The 17245-nt window shown below is 70.1% G+C and carries 14 protein-coding genes; 7 read left to right on the top strand and 7 right to left on the bottom strand.

Annotation, left to right across the window (positions count from 1 at the left end):
- Positions 1-10: 10 nt before the first annotated feature.
- Genes ACWC1K_RS35710 through ACWC1K_RS35700 form a run of 3 tightly spaced genes read right to left on the bottom strand, consistent with a single transcriptional unit; the run spans position 11 to position 2782 of the window.
- Entirely contained in the window at positions 11-922 is a 912-nt protein-coding gene (locus tag ACWC1K_RS35710; RefSeq protein WP_450837076.1) for an ABC transporter ATP-binding protein, read from the bottom strand.
- The gene (locus tag ACWC1K_RS35705) at positions 919-1827 is read right to left on the bottom strand and encodes an ABC transporter permease subunit (RefSeq protein ID WP_450837075.1); all 909 of its coding nucleotides are present in this window, start codon (positions 1825-1827) and stop codon (positions 919-921) included. Before ACWC1K_RS35705 ends, ACWC1K_RS35710 begins: the two co-directional genes overlap by 4 nt.
- Positions 1817-2782, bottom strand: a complete 966-nt coding sequence (locus ACWC1K_RS35700; protein WP_351473545.1) for an ABC transporter ATP-binding protein — start codon at positions 2780-2782, stop codon at positions 1817-1819. Before ACWC1K_RS35700 ends, ACWC1K_RS35705 begins: the two co-directional genes overlap by 11 nt.
- A 235-nt stretch (positions 2783-3017) precedes the next feature.
- Here ACWC1K_RS35700 and ACWC1K_RS35695 point away from each other — a divergent pair, with 235 nt between their 5' ends.
- From ACWC1K_RS35695 to ACWC1K_RS35670, 6 genes are all read left to right on the top strand, one after another.
- Positions 3018-3860, top strand: a complete 843-nt coding sequence (locus ACWC1K_RS35695) for a M24 family metallopeptidase (RefSeq protein ID WP_450837074.1) — start codon at positions 3018-3020, stop codon at positions 3858-3860.
- Positions 3857-5629 carry an SDR family oxidoreductase gene (locus tag ACWC1K_RS35690; RefSeq protein ID WP_450837073.1) on the top strand — a complete coding sequence of 591 codons (1773 nt, stop codon included), beginning with the start codon at positions 3857-3859 and terminating at the stop codon, positions 5627-5629. The genes ACWC1K_RS35695 and ACWC1K_RS35690 overlap by 4 nt, the downstream gene beginning before the upstream one ends.
- 43 nt (positions 5630-5672) lie before the next feature.
- The gene (locus ACWC1K_RS35685) at positions 5673-6605 is read left to right on the top strand and encodes a MerR family transcriptional regulator (protein ID WP_450837072.1); all 933 of its coding nucleotides are present in this window, start codon (positions 5673-5675) and stop codon (positions 6603-6605) included.
- A gap of 137 nt (positions 6606-6742) precedes the next feature.
- On the top strand, positions 6743-7291 hold the full coding sequence (locus ACWC1K_RS35680) for an RNA 2'-phosphotransferase (protein WP_450837071.1): 549 nt from the start codon (positions 6743-6745) through the stop codon (positions 7289-7291).
- Positions 7292-7384: 93 nt separating this feature from the next.
- Positions 7385-8296: an LLM class flavin-dependent oxidoreductase gene (locus ACWC1K_RS35675; RefSeq protein ID WP_450837070.1), complete on the top strand. Its 912-nt coding sequence runs from the start codon at positions 7385-7387 to the stop codon at positions 8294-8296.
- Between the two features lie 76 nt (positions 8297-8372).
- A complete protein-coding gene (locus ACWC1K_RS35670; protein ID WP_450837069.1) occupies positions 8373-9260 on the top strand; it encodes an HAD family hydrolase in 888 nt (295 codons plus the stop codon).
- Positions 9261-9297: 37 nt separating this feature from the next.
- Here the strand turns inward: ACWC1K_RS35670 and ACWC1K_RS35665 are convergent, their stop codons facing one another.
- From ACWC1K_RS35665 to ACWC1K_RS35650, 4 genes are all read right to left on the bottom strand, one after another.
- Positions 9298-10356 (bottom strand): peptidoglycan DD-metalloendopeptidase family protein, encoded by a 1059-nt coding sequence (locus ACWC1K_RS35665; RefSeq protein ID WP_450837068.1) that lies wholly within the window; start codon positions 10354-10356, stop codon positions 9298-9300.
- 142 nt (positions 10357-10498) lie between these two features.
- Complete coding sequence (gene cydD, locus ACWC1K_RS35660; RefSeq protein ID WP_450837067.1) at positions 10499-14014, bottom strand: thiol reductant ABC exporter subunit CydD; 3516 nt, start codon at positions 14012-14014, stop codon at positions 10499-10501.
- Positions 14015-14074: 60 nt separating this feature from the next.
- Positions 14075-15079 (bottom strand): cytochrome d ubiquinol oxidase subunit II, encoded by a 1005-nt coding sequence (gene cydB, locus ACWC1K_RS35655; RefSeq protein ID WP_450837066.1) that lies wholly within the window; start codon positions 15077-15079, stop codon positions 14075-14077.
- An 18-nt stretch (positions 15080-15097) separates the two neighbouring features.
- Positions 15098-16606 (bottom strand): cytochrome ubiquinol oxidase subunit I, encoded by a 1509-nt coding sequence (locus tag ACWC1K_RS35650; RefSeq protein ID WP_450837065.1) that lies wholly within the window; start codon positions 16604-16606, stop codon positions 15098-15100.
- A 230-nt stretch (positions 16607-16836) separates the two neighbouring features.
- Between ACWC1K_RS35650 and ACWC1K_RS35645 the strand changes: the two genes are divergently transcribed.
- Positions 16837-17238 carry a cyclophilin-like fold protein gene (locus ACWC1K_RS35645; protein ID WP_450837064.1) on the top strand — a complete coding sequence of 134 codons (402 nt, stop codon included), beginning with the start codon at positions 16837-16839 and terminating at the stop codon, positions 17236-17238.
- Positions 17239-17245: the final 7 nt, after the last annotated feature.

The following is a 17245-nucleotide window of genomic DNA, read 5'->3' as shown; positions in this document are numbered from 1 at the left end:
TTTCGGCCTCCTACGCCGCGACCAGGTACGAGAACACGGACTCGAGGGACTCGTCGGACGGCGAGACCGTCAGCAGCCTGATGCCGTGGTCGCGGGCGACCTTCGGCAACAGGACCGTGAAGCGGCCGAAGTCGACGGCCTGGATGCGCAACGCGCCCTCGGCGAGGTCGACTTCGATGCCCGATGTCGACGGATCGGCGATCAGTGCGGCCGCAAGGGCGCGGTCGTCGCTGGAACGCACCAGGTAGCGGTGCGGGCGGTCGGTCATCAGGCGGCGGATCTTGCGGAAGTCACCGCTGGCCGCATGGCGCCCGGCGACGACGACCTCGATGTGCCAGGCGAGTTGCTCGACCTCTTCGAGGATGTGCGACGAGAACAGCACCGTGCGGCCCTCGTCTCCCATGCGCCGCAGCAGATCCATGAGCTGCATGCGCTGGCGCGGGTCCATGCCGTTGAAGGGCTCGTCCAGGAGAAGGAGCGAGGGGTCGTGGACCAGGGCGCTCGCCATCTTCACGCGCTGGCGCATGCCCTTGGAGTACGTGGAGATCTTCCGGTCCTGCGCGTACTCCATCTCGACCGTGGCCAGCGCCTTCTGGGCCGCCTTGGCGCCCAGGCCGTGCAACTCGGCGTTGGCGACGACGAATTCGCGTCCGGTGAGGAAGTCGTACATCGCCTCGCGCTCGGGGACGATGCCGATGTGCTTATAGATCGACTCGTTGCGCCACACCTGCTCGCCGTCGAGGGTGACGGTGCCGGTGGAGGGTGCCAGGAAGCCGGCCATCATGTTGATGAGGGTGGACTTTCCGGCGCCGTTCGGGCCGAGCAGGCCGGTGACGCCGGGGCCGATCGTCATGGTGATGTCGTTGACGGCGACCACGTTGCCGAACCAGCGGGAGACGTGGTCGATCTGGAGCGTGGTCACAGTCCCACCTTCTTGTAGCGGCGGATCAGGAGGCCGTAGCTGGCGGCGATCAGGCCCAGGGTGAGCAGGACGTACACCACGCCCTGACCGGTCGAGGGGCCATGGCCTCCTGGAAGTGCCGGGGTCGCGCCGAGGAAGGCGGACTGCACGCCGTCGATGAGCGTGACCGGCGAGAAGAGACCGATCCAGGGGATGGCGCTGGTGCTGTCCTGTGCGTCGGCGATCGCCTGGAGCGTCGAGACGGCGCCGTAGGAGACGATCAGGACGGCGATCACGGCCGCGATGCCGAAGCCGCGGCGCGGGGTGACCGACGCGATGACCAGGCCGATGCCCGCGAAGAGCAGCGAGAGCAGTGCCACGGATACGAGTCCCTCGGCGAATCCCTTCGTCTGGTCGGCGAAGTCCAGCTTGGCCAGCAGCGCGCCCACATAGAGCACGATCAGCGGGGCCGTGGTCAGGATGAGCATCGCCGAGGCCAGCGCCGCGTACTTCGCACGTACGTAGTCGGCGGTCTCGATGGGCCGCGAGAAGTACAGCGGCACGGTCTTGAAGCGCAGGTCCCGCGAGACGGACTGGGGTGCCTGCGAGGCGACGTACAGGCAGATGACGGACTGCATGATGATCGCGTAGCGCGTGTACTGGACCGGCAGTTCGTGCGCCTTGGTGGCGACGGCGACGGCGACCATGATGGCCGCCGGCACACACATCACCGCGAACAGCAGCATCGGCAGCACCTTGGACTTGATCGAACGGCCGAGGCCGTAGGCGCCGCGCAGGGACTGCGAGTACAGGGAGCGGGTGGCGTAGGAGCGGCCGAGACGGGGGCCGTCGTAGCTGCGGTAGCCGATGTTGTGGATGCGGGACTGCTCACCCGGCGCAGCCGCCGAAGGGTGCTCAACTGCCATGGCCGACCGCCTCCTTCCGCTGCTCTTCCTCGCTCTTGAAGACCTCCGAGATGTGGTGCCTGCGCTGCTCCATGCGCACCAGACCGAGGCCGAGATCCGCGACGACGTCGCGCACGAGGTCGTACGTCTCCTCGCCCTGCGCCGTGAGCAGCAGGATGTGCCCGGCACCGGGCAGACCGTCGCTGCCGTCGACGACGTCCACCCCGCGCGCGTGCAGCGTCTCGCGCACCGCGCGCGTGCCGTCCGGATGCTCGTCGCTGTCGGTGACCTCGATCGCGAGGGTGGTCGTGGTCTGCGTGAAGTCCGTGGTGGAGCTGGAGCGCAGCAGCTTGCCGCCGTCGATGACGACCACGTGGTCACAGGTGCGTTCGAGCTCGCCCAGCAGGTGCGAGGTGACCAGGACCGAGATGCCGAAGTCGGTGTGGATGCGGCGGATCAGCCCGAGCATCTCGTCGCGGCCCACCGGGTCGAGGCCGTTGGTCGGCTCGTCCAGGAAGACCAGCTGCGGGTCGTGGACCAGCGCCTGCGCCAGCTTGACGCGCTGCTTCATACCGGTCGAGTAGCCGCCGATGGGGCGGTAGCGCTCCTCGTACAGACCGACATGGCGCAGCGTGTCCGCGGTGCGCTCGCGCGCGGCCGTGGGCGGCAGGCCGGACATGCGCGCCATGTGGACGACGAACTCGGTGGCCGAGACGTCCGGCGGCAGGCAGTCGTGCTCCGGCATGTAGCCGACCCGCTCACGGATGTCGCCGCCCTTGGTCGCGACGTCGAGCCCGAGCACTTCGGCGCGGCCCTCGGAGGCGGGGGACAGACCCAGGAGGATCTTGATCAGTGTGGACTTGCCGGCTCCGTTCGCTCCGACGAGTCCGGTCACACCGGGCCCGACGTCGACGGAGAGCCGGTCAAGCGCGGTCACCCGGGGGAACCGCTTGCTCAGGCTTTCGGTCGCGATCACAGTCACGGCTTCGACGATAGTGACGCGGACCACGCCGGTCGTCAGACCGCAGAGCTGTCCTGGCATCAGACTCCAGGCGTACGGGTCCGTAGGGGATTCCCCTACCTGAGAGCTACGCAGAGTTATCCACAGGCCCGACCCCCGCCTATTGACGCAGCCTCTAACAACTGTCACATTCGCCAGTGTCAAGTTACGGGCACGTACCGCAGTCGGCGTGGACGAGGTGGGCGGTGGCATGACGACGGCAGTGACAGAGGAACTCTCCGCGCAGCTGCGGGGGTTCAGGCGGGTGCAACGCCTCGCCTACGAGTGCGCGGAGGCGGTCGCCGCACAGCTCCAGCCGGGAGTCACGGAGCGCGAGGCGGCCCGCATGCAGCGCGCCTGGCTGCGTGAGCGGGGCGTCCGGGACTGGTTCCATCTGCCCTTCGCCTGGTTCGGGGACCGCACGGCGTTCGTGAACTTCCGCATCCCGCTCCAGTTCTTCCCCACCGACCGCCGGCTCGAGCCCGGGATGCCGTTCATCCTGGACATGGCCCCCGTGTACGACGGCTTCACGGCCGACATCGGCTACTCGGGCTCCCTCGGGATCAACCCCGTGCAGGACAAGCTGATGGCCGACCTTCAGGCGCACCGCGAGCTGATCCTGCGCGAGGTGCGCGAGCGGCGCCCACTGCGGACGATCTACGAGGACGTGGACCGGCTCATGGTCCGCCAGGGCTATGCCAACCGGCACCGCGCCTATCCCTTCGGGGTGATCGCGCACAAGGTCGACCGCGTGAAGCAGCGCCGCTGGTCACCGCACCTGTTCGGGTTCGGCACCCAGTCCCTGAAGGGGCTCGCCTCCGACGCGCTGCACGGCCACCGCGACGGCTGGTCCCCGCTGTGGTCGCCGTACCGCTTCTCCGACCACCCGCCCCAGCCGGGCCTGTGGGCGGTCGAACCCCATCTCGGCTTCCGGGGTACGGGCGCGAAGTTCGAGGAGATCCTGGTCGTCACCGACTCCAGGGACCCCGAGCAGAGCGCCTTCTGGCTGGACGACGATCTGCCGCACGTGCGGCGCTGGGCGGAGGACAAGTGACGGGCTTTTCCCAGCCGGTGCTCAAGGGCGCACGGGAGCGCCGGGTACGGACCGGCGGCGTGGAGCTGTGCGTGGCCGAGCTCGGGGACTCCGGGCAGCCGACGGTGGTCCTCGTGCACGGATACCCCGACAGCAAGGAAGTGTGGTCCGAGGTCGCATCGCAGCTGGCCAGGCGCTTCCATGTCGTCCTCTACGACGTCCGGGGACACGGCCGGTCGACGGCACCGCAGCCGCTGCGCGGCGGGTTCGCCCTGGAGAAGCTCACGGACGACTTCCTGGCAGTGATCGACACCGTCAGCCCCGACCGGCCGGTGCACGTGGTGGGCCACGACTGGGGCTCGGTGCAGTCCTGGGAGTTCGTCACCGTCAAGCGCACCGAAGGGCGCATCGCGTCCTTCACCTCGATGTCCGGCCCGTCCCTCGACCACTTCGGGCACTGGATCAACAAGCGCCTCAAGCGGCCCACCCCACGCCGTGCCGGCCAGCTCCTCGGGCAGGGCGCCAAGTCCTGGTACGTGTACCTGCTGCACACCCCCGTGCTGCCCGAGCTCGCCTGGCGCGGCCCTCTCGGCAAGCGCTGGCCGCGCATCCTGGAGCGCTTCGAGAAGGTACCCGGCGGCGACTACCCGACCCCCTCACTCCCCACCGACGCGGCGCACGGCGCCTGGCTGTACCGGGACAACGTCCGGGCCAGACTGCGCAGGCCCCGCCCGGACGCCTACGCGCACGCGCCCGTGCAGCTCATCACGCCCCTGGGGGACGCGTTCCTGTCGGAGAAGCTCTACGACGAACTGGAGCGGTGGGCCCCGGAGTTGACCCGTCGCACACTCCCCGCCAAGCACTGGATACCGCGCACCCGGCCCGACCAACTGGCCGCCTGGATCACCGAGTTCGTGACCGCCACCGAAGGAGGAAAGAACAAAGTGGCGGCGAGCGGCAGACACGCCGAGCGCTTCGGCGGGCAACTCGTCCTGGTCACCGGAGCGGGCAGCGGCATCGGGCGGGCCACGGCGTTCGCCTTCGCGGAGGCCGGAGCACGCGTGGTGGCCGTCGACCGGGACGCCGAGGCCGCCGCCCGCACCGCAGAGCTGTCCCGCCTGGTCGGCGCCCCCGAGGCCTGGGCGGAGACGGTCGACGTCTGTGACGAACAAGCCATGGAGAAGCTCGCCGAGAAGGTCGCCACCGAGTACGGAGTGGTGGACGTCCTGGTGAACAACGCCGGGATCGGCCTGTCCGGCTCCTTCTTCGACACCAGCCCGGAGGACTGGAAGAAGGTCCTCGACGTCAACCTGTGGGGCGTGATCCACGGCTGCCGGCTCTTCGGCAAGCAGATGGCCGAGCGCGGACAGGGCGGCCACATCGTCAACACCGCTTCGGCGGCCGCGTACCAGCCGTCCAGGTCGCTGCCCGCCTACAGCACCTCCAAGGCGGCCGTGCTGATGCTCAGCGAGTGCCTGCGCGCGGAACTGGCGGGCCAGGGGATCGGCGTGAGCGCGATCTGCCCCGGCTTCGTCAACACCAGCATCACCTCGACGGCACGCTTCGCCGGCGTGGACGCCGAGGAGGAGAAGCGGCGCCAGAAGAAGGCGGCACGGCTGTACGGCCTGCGCAACTACCCGCCGGAGAAGGTCGCCGAGGCGATCCTGCGGGCGGTCGTGCGCAACGAGGCGGTCGTGCCGGTCACTCCGGAGGCCCGGGGCGCCCACCTCATGTCCCGGTTCACCCCACGCGCCTTGCGGGCGATCGCCCGCATGGAACCACCGCTGTGAGGGGGCAGCTGCCCACGAACGCCGACGGACGGAGGCACTCGGCATGCAGACGCCGTACCGGATAGAGGACTTGGCGCACCGCAGCGGCGCCACCGTCCGCACCATCCGCGCCTATCAGGACCGCGGCCTCCTCCCCCGTCCCGAGCGCCGCGGCCGCGCCAACCTCTACTCGGACGCGCATCTCACCCGCCTGCGCCAGATCGCCGACCTCCTGGACCGCGGCTACACCCTGGCCTCCATCAAGGAGCTCCTGGAGGCCTGGGACGCGGGCCGCGGCCTGGGCGGGGTGCTCGGGCTGGTGGCCGAGGTCGACGGCCCGTGGACCGACGAGGAGGCGGTGCGGATCTCGCGCGCCGAACTGGACGAGCGCTTCGGCGGCGACCCCGACGCCGCGGCGGTCGCCGACGCCGTGGAGCTGGGCGTCCTGGAGCCGGTTCCCGGCGACGAGGACTCCTTCCTCGTGCCGAGTCCCCAAGAGCTCGCCGTGGCCGTGGAGTTGCACGCCGCCGGTGTCCCGCTGGCCGCGATCTCGGGCCATCTGCGGGAGTTGAGGGGCCAGGTCGAGCACATCGCCGCCCGTTTCCTGGAGTTCACCACCGAGCACGTCTTCGCCCGATACCTCGACGGACCGCACCGCCCGACGGACGCGGACGCAGCGGAGGCCGCCTCGCTGGTACGGCGACTGCGGCCCCTCGCGCAGCAGACCGTGGACGCGGAACTCGCGCGGGCCATGCGGTTGTTGGCGGTACGGCAGCTGCGGCAGCAGCTCGGCGCCGACGACCCCGCGCCGGACCGCCCGACGTCACGCTCGGTCTCGTTGCCCGCGGAGACAATACGGGCGGTGGAAGGGCTGGTTGGGGCGAAGCGGGCCGCGGAGTTCATTCGCCTGGCGGCTGAACGGGAGGTGAGGGCAAGGGCGTTGGACGCGCTCACGTCAAGGGAGCTGCCCCCAGTCGATCTTGACGAACGGGACTGACATGTAGCGGAGTTGTCCACAGAATAGCCAACTGGCCTGTGGATAACATGAGTTGGTTGTGGATCAAACCTACCCGCCAAAATAATCTGCGTGATCCATGTCTCTCCCGTCATGCTGAGCGGATGGACGAAAGACACATGGATGAAAGACGCACCGTAAAGGTGTCGAAGTACCTCTCGAAACACCTGCGCCACCAGCCCGAGCGGATCGGCCTGACACTCGACGAGGCCGGGTGGGTCGAGATCGACGTCCTGATCGCCGCGGCCGGCGCGCACGGCTTCCGCTTCACCCGCGAGGAGCTGGACCACGTCGTCGCCGTCAACGACAAGAAACGCTTCGCCGTCGAGGGCACCCGGATCCGCGCCAGCCAGGGCCACAGCGTCGAGATCGACCTCGGACTCGCCCCGGCCACCCCGCCGCCGTACCTCTACCACGGCACCGTGGCCCGCAACCTGGACGCGATTCGCGCCGAGGGACTGCGCCCCATGAACCGGCACGACGTGCACCTCTCACCGGACCGCGAGACCGCCACCCGGGTCGGCGCCCGCCGCGGCCGGCCCGTCGTGCTGTCCGTGGACGCGGCCGCCATGCACCGCGACGGGCACGTCTTCCACATCAGCGAGAACGGGGTGTGGCTCACCCAGGCCGTGCCGCCTCAGTACCTGCGCTTCCCTCAGCCGCACTGACGCACAGCCGCCGCCCGCCGCGTCATGTGTCCGTGCGACCGCGCACGGTGACCGTTTCGTCCCTTGTCACCGGGGCGGCTTAGTCTCGGGAACATGAGTCTGCGTCTGAGCACTGTGATCCTCCCGTACCGCCGCTGGCACGAGGGCGGCCGTTCGACATGGCAGCGCGCGGAGCAGCTCGGCTTCCACACCGCATACACCTACGACCACCTGTCCTGGCGCAGCTTCCGGGACGGCCCGTGGTTCGGTGCCGTACCGACCCTGACCGCGGCCGCGGCCGTCACCGAGCGGATGCGGCTGGGCACCCTGGTGACCTCGCCGAACTTCCGCCACCCGGTGCCGTACGCGAAGGAGCTGATCTCCCTCGACGACATCTCCGCGGGCCGGTTCACCCTCGGCGTCGGCGCGGGTGGCAACGGCTTCGACGCCACGGTGCTGGGGCGTGATCCCTGGACCCCGCGGGAGCGCGCGGACCGCTTCGCCGAGTTCGTCCAGCTCCTGGACCGGCTGCTGACCGAGGACGGCAAGGAGGGGCTGTCGTACGAGGGCGACTTCTACTCGGCGCACGAGGCGCGCAACATACCGGGCTGTGTCCAGCGCCCCCGGCTGCCTTTCGCGGTGGCGGCGACGGGCCCGCGCGGGCTGCGGCTCGCCGCGCGGTACGGACAGGCGTGGGTGACCACGGGCGACCCCAAGCTGTACGAGAACGGCACTTCCGAACAGTCGATTCAAGCCATTCGCGGCCAGGCCGAGAAGCTGGCCGACGCGTGCGCCGAGATCGGCCGGGACGTGACCGGGCTCGACAGGATCCTGCTCACCGGCTTCACCCCGGACCGCGGCCGACCGTTGGAGTCGCTCGACGCGTTCGTGGACTTCGCGGGCCGGCACCGGGAACTGGGCTTCACCGAGATCGTGCTCCACTGGCCCGTCCCGGACTCCGACTTCGCCGCCGACGAGAAGGTGTTCGAGCAGATAGCCATGGAGGCCGCGGCGCAACTCGGCTGACCCGGACGGCTGTGACAGTGCTGATCAGGACGGTCACCACTCACCTGTGCGGACTCCCGCACGGCCGTGCAGGCATATGCGGGAGAATGGGCGGGTGACCTCAGCGACTCGACAGCCCGAGACCCCGGCCGCCGCCGCCGCGCCGCGGCTCATAGCCACCGATCTCGACGGCACCCTCCTGCGGGACGACAAGTCGGTCTCCCCGCGCACGGTCGCCGCCCTCGCCGCCGCCGAGGACGCGGGCATCGAGGTCTTCTTCGTCACCGGCCGCCCGGCCCGCTGGATGGACGTCGTCAGCGACCATGTCCACGGCCACGGCCTGGCGATCTGCGGCAACGGCGCGGCCGTGGTCGACCTGCACGGCGGCCCGGGCGCCCACCGGTTCGTGAAGGTGCGGGAGCTCGCCCGGGACAACGCGCTGGACGCCGTACGGCTGCTGCGCGACGCGGCACCGGGCACGGTGTACGCGGTGGAGCAGACGTACGGCTTCCACCAGGAGCCGGACTACCCGAAGCTGCACATGGAGATCCCGGACAACCTCATGCCGGCCGAGGACCTGCTGGCGGCTGACGGGCCCGGCGCCGCCGAGCCGGTGCTGAAGATCCTCGCCTACCACCCGACCCTGGACCCGGACGGTTTCCTCACCACCGCCCGTCTGGCCATCGGCGACCGTGCCAACGTCACCCGCTCGAGTCCCAGCGCCCTGCTGGAGATCAGCGGCCCCGGCGTCTCCAAGGCGAGCACGCTCGCCCTGTGCTGCGCGGAGCGCGGCATCTCGCACGAGGAGGTCGTCGCCTTCGGGGACATGCCGAACGACGTCGAGATGCTCACCTGGGCAGGCCGGTCCTACGCGATGGGCAACGCGCATCCGGACGTCATCGCCGCGGCCTCGGGCCGCACGGTCGCCAACAACGACGACGGAGTGGCCCTCGTCATCGAGCGGATGCTGGCAGAGCGCGGATAGCCGCGCGTCGTGATCCGGCAAACCCTGGTCGTCCCGGTCATGCGAGGGGCACGCCTCGTGCCGCCAGCCATGGCACCGGGTCCACCGCGGAGCCCATCTGAGGAGTGACGCGCACCTCGAAGTGCAGATGCGGGCCGGTGGAGTTGCCGGTGGTGCCCGACTGCCCGATCCACTGCCCGGTGTCCACCCGCTCGCCCTGGTCGACGGCGACGGCGGCGAGATGGGCGTACTGCGTGTAATAGCCGCCCGGATGCTGGATCACGATCTCGATGCCGAAGGCGCCCCCGCACGACACGCTCACCACGCGTCCCGCGCCGACCGCCCGCACCGGCGTGCCGATCGGTACCGCGAAGTCCTGCCCGGTGTGCCGGTTCGCCCACCGGTCGCCGCCGCTGCCGAAACCGGCGGACAGTTGGTACGTCTCCACGGGCGCGACCCACGGCCGGGTGAAGTGTGTGGCCGGCTGCTGGAGCCGGACGGAGCCGCGGCAGCTGCCGGCCGCCACGGAAGCCGCCGCCTGCCCCTGCAACTGTTCGCGCGCCTCCTCGAGTTTCCGCCCGATGGTGTCCTTCACGGCGGCGAGCTCGGTGTTCCGTTTCTCCAGCGCCTGCCAGGCCGCCTTGGCCTTCGCCTCGTCGGCGGCGAAGCGTGCCTCGGCCCGGCGGCTCCTGGCGACGGAGCCGGCCAGGGCCAGATGCGCCTGCGCCAGGACGTGCTGCCCGCGCATCAGCGCGTCGGGGCTGTCCGCGAGGATCAGCTGCGCGGCCGCGGGCAGACCGCCGCCGGTGCGGTACTGGGCGCGCGCCATCCGGCCCAGGTCTTCGTGCAGGCGGGCGATCTCCCGCCGTTCGCCGTCCAGCAGCGCCTGGGCCTGCTCGGCCTGCGCCCGCCGTACGTCGGCCTCCTGCCGACCCGCCTCGTACTGCTGCGTCGCCAGTGCCGCATCCTCGTAGAGCTGCTCGACCCGGCCGCTGATGCCACTGCCGATCTCGTCCCCGTCGCCCACGCCCATCGCCTCCGTGGGCCGGACCGCAAGCATGACGAGCGCACACAGCAGAGCCGGAACGAGCAACGGACGACAGCGGAATGAGCGCATGTCAGCGATCGTGACCCGACCGGCCGGGGCGGGTCATGTCCAAGTCCTACGCCTGGGGGAAGCAGCACCCCGGATGGCCCAGTACGGACGGACCCTGACGCGTCGGTACGGCACCTGTCGCACCATGAGGGCTGCGCACGTGCTACGACGTCGCTCCGGCCGGCAGCTCCGTCTCCGCCTCCCGCTGCACCATCGCCCGCAACGGCCCCGGCACGGCGGCCAGTTCGGCGTACGTACCACGCTGCACCACCCGCCCCTCGTCCAGTACGACGACCTCGTCGACCGCCTCCAGGCCGGCCAGCCGGTGCGTGATGAGCAGCGTCGTACGGCCCTCGGTGGCGGCCAGCAGGTCGGCGGTGAGGGCGTCGGCCGTCGGCAGGTCGAGGTGTTCGGCGGGTTCGTCGAGCACGAGAACCGGGAAGTCGGCGAGGAGCGCGCGGGCCAGCGCGAGGCGCTGCCGTTGTCCGCCCGACAGCCGGGCCCCGTGTTCGCCGACGAGTGTGTCAAGGCCGTCGGGCAGGCTGTCGGCCCAGTCCAGCAGCCGGGCCCGGGCGAGCGCATCGCGCAGGTCGCCCTCGGTGGCGTCCTTCTTCGCCAGCAGCAGGTTCTCGCGCACCGAGCTGTCGAAGAGGTGCGCGTCCTGGGCACACAGCCCGACGAGCCGTCGTACGTCGTCGCCGTCGAGCACGTGGGCGTCCACACCGGCCAGCGTGTACGCGCCCGCGTCCGGGTCGAGGAAGCGCAGGAGCACCTGCGCCAGCGTCGTCTTGCCGGAGCCGGACGGCCCGACCACGGCGATCCGGCGTCCCCGGCGGAGGGTGAGATCGAGACCGTCGAGCGCATCCCGGTCCTGCGCTTCGTACCGGGCCGTCAGGCCCTTCAGGACGACCGGGAAGGGGGAGCTGGGGGCCTGCCGGGGCCGCTCCGGTTCCCGTACCGGCTCGGGCGCGTCCAGGACCTCGAAGACGCGCTCCGCGCTTCTGCGGACCCGCTGCCGGTACTGCACGGCGAGCGGCAGCCCGAGGACCGCCTCGAAGGCGGCCAGCGGGGTGAGGACGACGACGGCCATCGCGACGCCGCCCAGGCGCCCGTCGGCGACCGCCTGGGCGCCCACGAGGGCGGTGGCGGTGACCGTCAGACCGGACAGCAGCGCGGTGAGTCCGTCGCCGAGCGCGGTGGCGGTGGCGGCCCGCGAGGCGATCCGGGTGAGCACACCGTCCGCCTGCCGTGCCTCGGCGGTACGAGCCGGCAGGGCGCCGGCGACGGTCAGCTCCGGGGTGCCGGTGAGCAGATCGGTCACGCGCGTCGCGAGCACCCCTCGGGCGGGTGCCAGCCTGCGTTCGGCGCGGCGCGCCACGGCACCGCTGACCAGGGGGACACCGGCTCCGGCCGCCACCAGCCCGACAGCGAGCGCGAGGCCGGCCTCGGGCAGCAGCCAGGCCGTGAAGCCGACGGACGCGGCGGACACGAGCGCCGCGGATCCGGCGGGCAGCAGCCAGCGCAGCCAGTAGTCCTGCAAGGCGTCCACGTCCGTGACGAGCCGCGAGAGCAGGTCGCCCCGGCGGGTGCGGCGCAGCCCGGCGGGCGCCAGTCGCTCCAGCCGCCGGTAGACGGCGACCCTCGTGTCGGCGAGCATCCGCAGCACCGCGTCGTGCGACACGAGCCGCTCGGCGTAACGGAAGACGGCCCGCCCGATGCCGAAGGCCCGTGTCGCGGTCACCGCCACCATCAGATACAGCACGGGAGGCTGCTGCGAGGCCCGCGAGATGAGCCAGCCGGAGGTGGCCATGAGCCCGACGGCACTGCCGAGCGCAAGGCTCCCGAGCAGCAGGGCGAGGGCGAGACGGCTGCGCCGGGGGCCGGACATGGCACGGACGCGGGCGAGGACAGCGCGCGTGCCTGTCGTGAGTCCTCTTGTCCCGGTCTCCTCCGCAGCGGCGGACTCGACGGGGCGAACCCCGCCCGTCACAGCTGCGGACCTCACGGAGGCGGCGGGGGCCACAGGTCGCTCCGGCGACGCCGCCGCGTCCGCCGTCCCCAGCCGTACCACCCGGTCCGCGACCCTCAGCAGCGCCGGCCGGTGCACCACCAGCAGCACCGTCCGCCCCACCGCCAGCCGCCGTACCGCCTCCACGACCTCGGCCTCGGTGGCGCCGTCCAGGGCCGCCGTCGGCTCGTCGAGCAGCAGTACGGGCCGGTCCGCGAGGAACGCGCGGGCGAGCGCGAGCCGCTGCCGCTGCCCGGCGGACAAGCCGGCCCCGTCCTCCCCCAGCACGGTCCCGGCACCCCCCGGCAGCGCGTCCACGAACTCCAGCGCCCCGGCATCGCTCAACGCTCTGCGTACGGCGGTGTCGTCGGCGTCGGGCCGGGCAAGCCGCACGTTCTCGGCGATCGTCCCGGCGAACAGATGCGGCCGCTGCGGCACCCAGGCGATCCTCGACCGCCACTGCCCGAGATCGACCTCGGCGAGATCGGCTCCCCCGACGCGCACCCGCCCCTCGGCCGGCCGCACGAACCCCAGCAAGGCGTTCAGCAGCGTCGACTTGCCCGCGCCGCTCGGCCCGACCAGCGCGACGGTCTCGCCGGGCTCGACGGCGAAGGACACCTCCGACACGGCATCCTCCAACCTCCCGGGATACCGGACCGTCACCCCCTCGAAGGCAATACCCCCCGCCGGCACGGCCGCCGTGCCCGATGCCGGCACCGGCGTCTCCAGGACGGCGAAGATCTCCTCGGCCGCCGCAAGCCCCTCCGCCGCCGCGTGGTACTGCGTGCCGACCTGCCGCAGGGGCAGATAGGCCTCGGGTGCGAGGACGAGGATGACGAGGCCTGTGTACAGGTCCATCTCGCCGTGCACGAGCCGCATGCCGATCGTCACGGCGACCAGCGCGACCGACAGCGTGGAGAGCAGCTCCAGCGCGAAGGACGAGATGAAGGCGATCCGCAGCGTCCGCATGGTCGCCAGCCGGTACTCGCCGGTGATGCGTTTGATCGACTCGGCCTGCGCCTTGGCCCGCCCGAACACCTTCAGCGTAGGCAGCCCCGCGACCACATCCAGGAAGTGTCCGGACAGCCGGGACAGCAGCCGCCACTGACGGTCCATCCGGGACTGTGTGGCCCAGCCGATCAGGATCATGAAGACCGGGATGAGCGGCAGGGTCCCCACGATGATCGCCGCCGAGACCCAGTCCTCGGTGACGATCCGGGCCAGCACCGCCACCGGCACGACCACCGCGAGCCCCAGCTGCGGCAGATAACGCGAGAAGTAGTCGTCGAGGGCGTCGACTCCACGGGTGGCGAGGGCAACGAGCGAGCCGGTCCGCTGCCCGCTCAGCCATCCCGGCCCCAGTTCGACCGCGCGCTCCAGCAGCCGGCCCCGCAGCTCCGACTTCACCGCCGCGCTCGCCCGGTGCGCCGCGAGCTCGGTGAGCCACGAGACCAGTGCTCGGCCACCGGCGACGGCCGCCAACAGCAGCAGGGGAGTGCCGAGTTCGTGAACCGACATCCTGTGCTGGAAGGCACCCACCACCACCTCGGCGATGAGCATCGCCTGCGCGATGACCAGCGCCGCACCGACGGCGCCCAGGCCGACGACCGCCACCATGAAGAGGCGGGTGGCGCGGGCGTAACGGAGCAGTCGCGGGTCGATCGGTTTCACGTGAAACACACCCTTTTCCTCAAGGGGCATGTTTCACGTGAAACATGCCCCAACCCGGACTCAGTGCACAGCGTCAGCGATGTGCTGCGTACCGATCCGCTTGCGGAACACCCAGTAGGTCCACCCCTGGTAGAGCAGGACGATCGGTGTGGCGATCGCCGCACACCAGGTCATGATCTTCAAGGTGTACGGGCTCGACGAGGCGTTGGTGACCGTGAGACTCCAGTCCCCATTGAGCGAGGACGGCATGACGTTCGGGAAGAGCGACAGGAAGAGCATCGCCACCGCGGCCACGATCGTGACCCCGGAGAGCGCGAACGACCAGCCCTCACGCCCGGCCTGATTCGCCACCAGGGCGGCGGCCAGCGCGGCCACAGCCACGACGAGCGCTACCAGGCTCTTGCCGTCGCCGCTGTCGACCTGTGTCCACAGCAGGAAGATCAGCGCCACCACGGCGGTGACGAGACCCACCACCGTCGCCAGCCTCCGTGCCCGCTCCCGGATGTCCCCGACCGTCTTGAGCGCGGTGAACACGGCCCCGTGGAAGGTGAACAGCGTGAGGGTCACGAGCCCGCCGAGCAGCGCGTACGGATTGAGCAGGTCCCAGAAGCTGCCGACATACTCGAAGTTCTTGTCGATCTTCACGCCCCGCACGATGTTGCCGAAGGCGACGCCCCACAGGAACGCCGGGATCAGCGAGGTCCAGAAGATCGCCGTCTCCCAGTTGCGCTGCCAGTTCTCCTCGGGCCGCTTCGCCCGGTACTCGAAGGCGACACCTCGCACGATCAGGCAGACCAGGATGATCAGCAGCGCCAGGTAGAAGCCGGAGAAGAGGGTGGCGTACCACTCGGGGAAAGCGGCGAAGGTGGCACCGCCCGCTGTGAGCAGCCACACCTCGTTCCCGTCCCAGACTGGTCCGATCGTGTTGATCAGCACCCGCCTCTCGGGCCGGTCGCGGGCGAGCAGCTTGGTGAGGATGCCGACCCCGAAGTCGAAGCCCTCCAGGAAGAAGTAGCCGGTCCACAGGACGGCGATCAGGACGAACCAGACGTCGTGAAGTTCCATGACTCGATCTCCCTCGGCCTAGTACGAGAAGGCCATCGGCTTGTCGGCGTCAGGGCTGTCGCCGCCAATCTTCGTGGGCGGGTTGAGGTCGGCCTCGGTGAGCTCGGGCGGGCCGGCCTTGACGTACTTCACGAGCAGCTTGACCTCGATCACGGCGAGGATGGCGTAGAGCGCGGTGAAGACGATCATCGAGGTGAGGACCTCGGCCTGGGAGACGCCGGGGGAGACCGCGTGCCGGGTCTGCAGGACGCCGTAGACGACCCACGGCTGACGGCCCATCTCGGTGAAGATCCAGCCCCAGGAGTTGGCGATCAGCGGGAAGCCGAGGGTCCAGATGGCCACCAGCCAGTAGAGCCTGCCCAGCTTGGGGCTGAGGGCCTTGTTCCTGAACAGGACCAGATGCGGCACCTCGTCGTCGCCGACCCTCAGATGCTGCGGCAGCATGAACTTCTTGCGGGTCAGCCAGAGTCCGACGAGGCCGATGGCGAAGGACGCCATGCCGAAGCCGATCATCCAGCGGAACGCCCAGAAGGTGACGGGGATGATGGGCCGGTAGTCCCCGGGACCGTACTTCTGCTGCTCGGCCTTGTTGGTGTCGTTGATGCCGGGGACGTACGAGTTGAAGTTGTCGTCGGCGAGGAACGACAGCAGACCGGGGACCGACAGCTCGACGGTGTTGTGACCCTTGCTGACGTCGCCGTACGCGAAGATCGAGAACGGCGCGGAGTTCTGGCCGTCCCACAGCGCCTCGGCGGCGGCCATCTTCATCGGCTGCTGCTTGAACATGACCTTGCCCAGCGTGTCGCCGCTGATCGCGGTGAGCAGGCCGGCGATGACGACGGTGACCAGGCCCAGCCGCAGCGAGGTCTTCATCACGGAGATGTGCTTCTTGCGGAACAGGTGGAAGGCGGCGATGCCGACCATGAACGCGCCGCCGGTCAGGAAGGACGCGGAGAGCGTGTGGAAGGCCTGGGCCAGCGCGGTGTTCTGGGTCAGCACGTGCCAGAAGTCGGTGAGCTCGGCACGCCCCTTCGCCTTGTTGATCCGGTAGCCGACGGGGTGCTGCATCCAGGAGTTGGCCGCGAGGATGAAGTACGCCGACAGGATCGTGCCGATCGACACCATCCAGATGCAGGCCAGATGGATCCTCTTGGGCAGCTTGTCCCAGCCGAAGATCCACAGGCCGATGAAGGTCGACTCGAAGAAGAACGCGATCAGGGCCTCGAAGGCGAGCGGGGCACCGAAGATGTCACCGACGAAGCGCGAGTAGTCCGACCAGTTCATGCCGAACTGGAACTCCTGCACGATGCCGGTGACCACGCCCATCGCAATGTTGATCAGGAAGAGCTTGCCCCAGAACTTGGTCGCTCTGAGGTACTTCTCCTTCTCCGTGCGCACCCAGGCGGTCTGCAGGCCGGCCGTGAGGGCCGCCAGCGAGATCGTCAGAGGGACGAAGAGGAAGTGGTAGACGGTGGTGATGCCGAACTGCCATCGCGCCAGTGTCTCCGGCGCCAAAGCCAGGTCCACGTCGTCAGTCTCCTTCGGTCGCCGTGGTACAGCGGCAGTTTGCCCCTTATGTCACATACATCATGGGAGCATCCGGGACGCTTGTGAACGCGTTCACATTCACAAGCAATTATGACGCACCGATTGTCGAAGCTCGAAAGGGGGTCGCACTTGGGCCTCAAGGCCGTGCCGCTTGGGCCGTTCGGCACCACCCTTGGCAAGGACTTCAACATCTTGTTGAATTGCCTGCCGTGCAGATACGGATCTCGTGGCCCGCCGGCCACCTCACCGCAATCCTCGACGACACCCCGACCGCCCGGGCCCTCACCAAGGCACTGCCGCTCGCCTCCACCGCCCGCACGTGGGGCGAGGAGGTCTACTTCGACACGGGCGTCTCGGTTCCACGTGAAACATCGGCCCAGCAGGTCGTGGCCCCGGGCACGGTCGCCTTCTGGACCGACGGAGACGCCCTCGCACTCCCCTACGGCCCCACCCCGATCTCGCAAGGCTGGGGGTCCCCCCGAACGGAGTTCGGGGGAGAATGCCGCCTCGCGAGCCCCTGCAACCTCCTGGGCCGCCTCGACGGCGACCCCGGGCTCCTCGCCACGGTCCGCGACGGCGACCCGGTGCGCGTGGAACTCGTAGACGGGTAACGCCGAC

This window comes from Streptomyces sp. NPDC001492 (assembly GCF_053597275.1).
This window is presented reverse-complemented; position numbering and strand designations above follow the sequence as displayed.

What these genes read in the sequence shown, in the direction of transcription:
- ACWC1K_RS35670 (WP_450837069.1), top strand. Translation starts at nt 8,373, where the DNA reads ATGCGGGAGAATGGGCGGGTGACCTCAGCGACTCGACAGCCCGAGACC.
- ACWC1K_RS35665 (WP_450837068.1), bottom strand. Translation starts at nt 10,356, where the DNA reads ATGCGCTCATTCCGCTGTCGTCCGTTGCTCGTTCCGGCTCTGCTGTGT.
- ACWC1K_RS35680 (WP_450837071.1), top strand. Translation starts at nt 6,743, where the DNA reads ATGGATGAAAGACGCACCGTAAAGGTGTCGAAGTACCTCTCGAAACAC.
- ACWC1K_RS35675 (WP_450837070.1), top strand. Translation starts at nt 7,385, where the DNA reads ATGAGTCTGCGTCTGAGCACTGTGATCCTCCCGTACCGCCGCTGGCAC.
- ACWC1K_RS35705 (WP_450837075.1), bottom strand. Translation starts at nt 1,827, where the DNA reads ATGGCAGTTGAGCACCCTTCGGCGGCTGCGCCGGGTGAGCAGTCCCGC.
- cydB (WP_450837066.1), bottom strand. Translation starts at nt 15,079, where the DNA reads ATGGAACTTCACGACGTCTGGTTCGTCCTGATCGCCGTCCTGTGGACC.
- ACWC1K_RS35695 (WP_450837074.1), top strand. Translation starts at nt 3,018, where the DNA reads ATGACGACGGCAGTGACAGAGGAACTCTCCGCGCAGCTGCGGGGGTTC.
- ACWC1K_RS35685 (WP_450837072.1), top strand. Translation starts at nt 5,673, where the DNA reads ATGCAGACGCCGTACCGGATAGAGGACTTGGCGCACCGCAGCGGCGCC.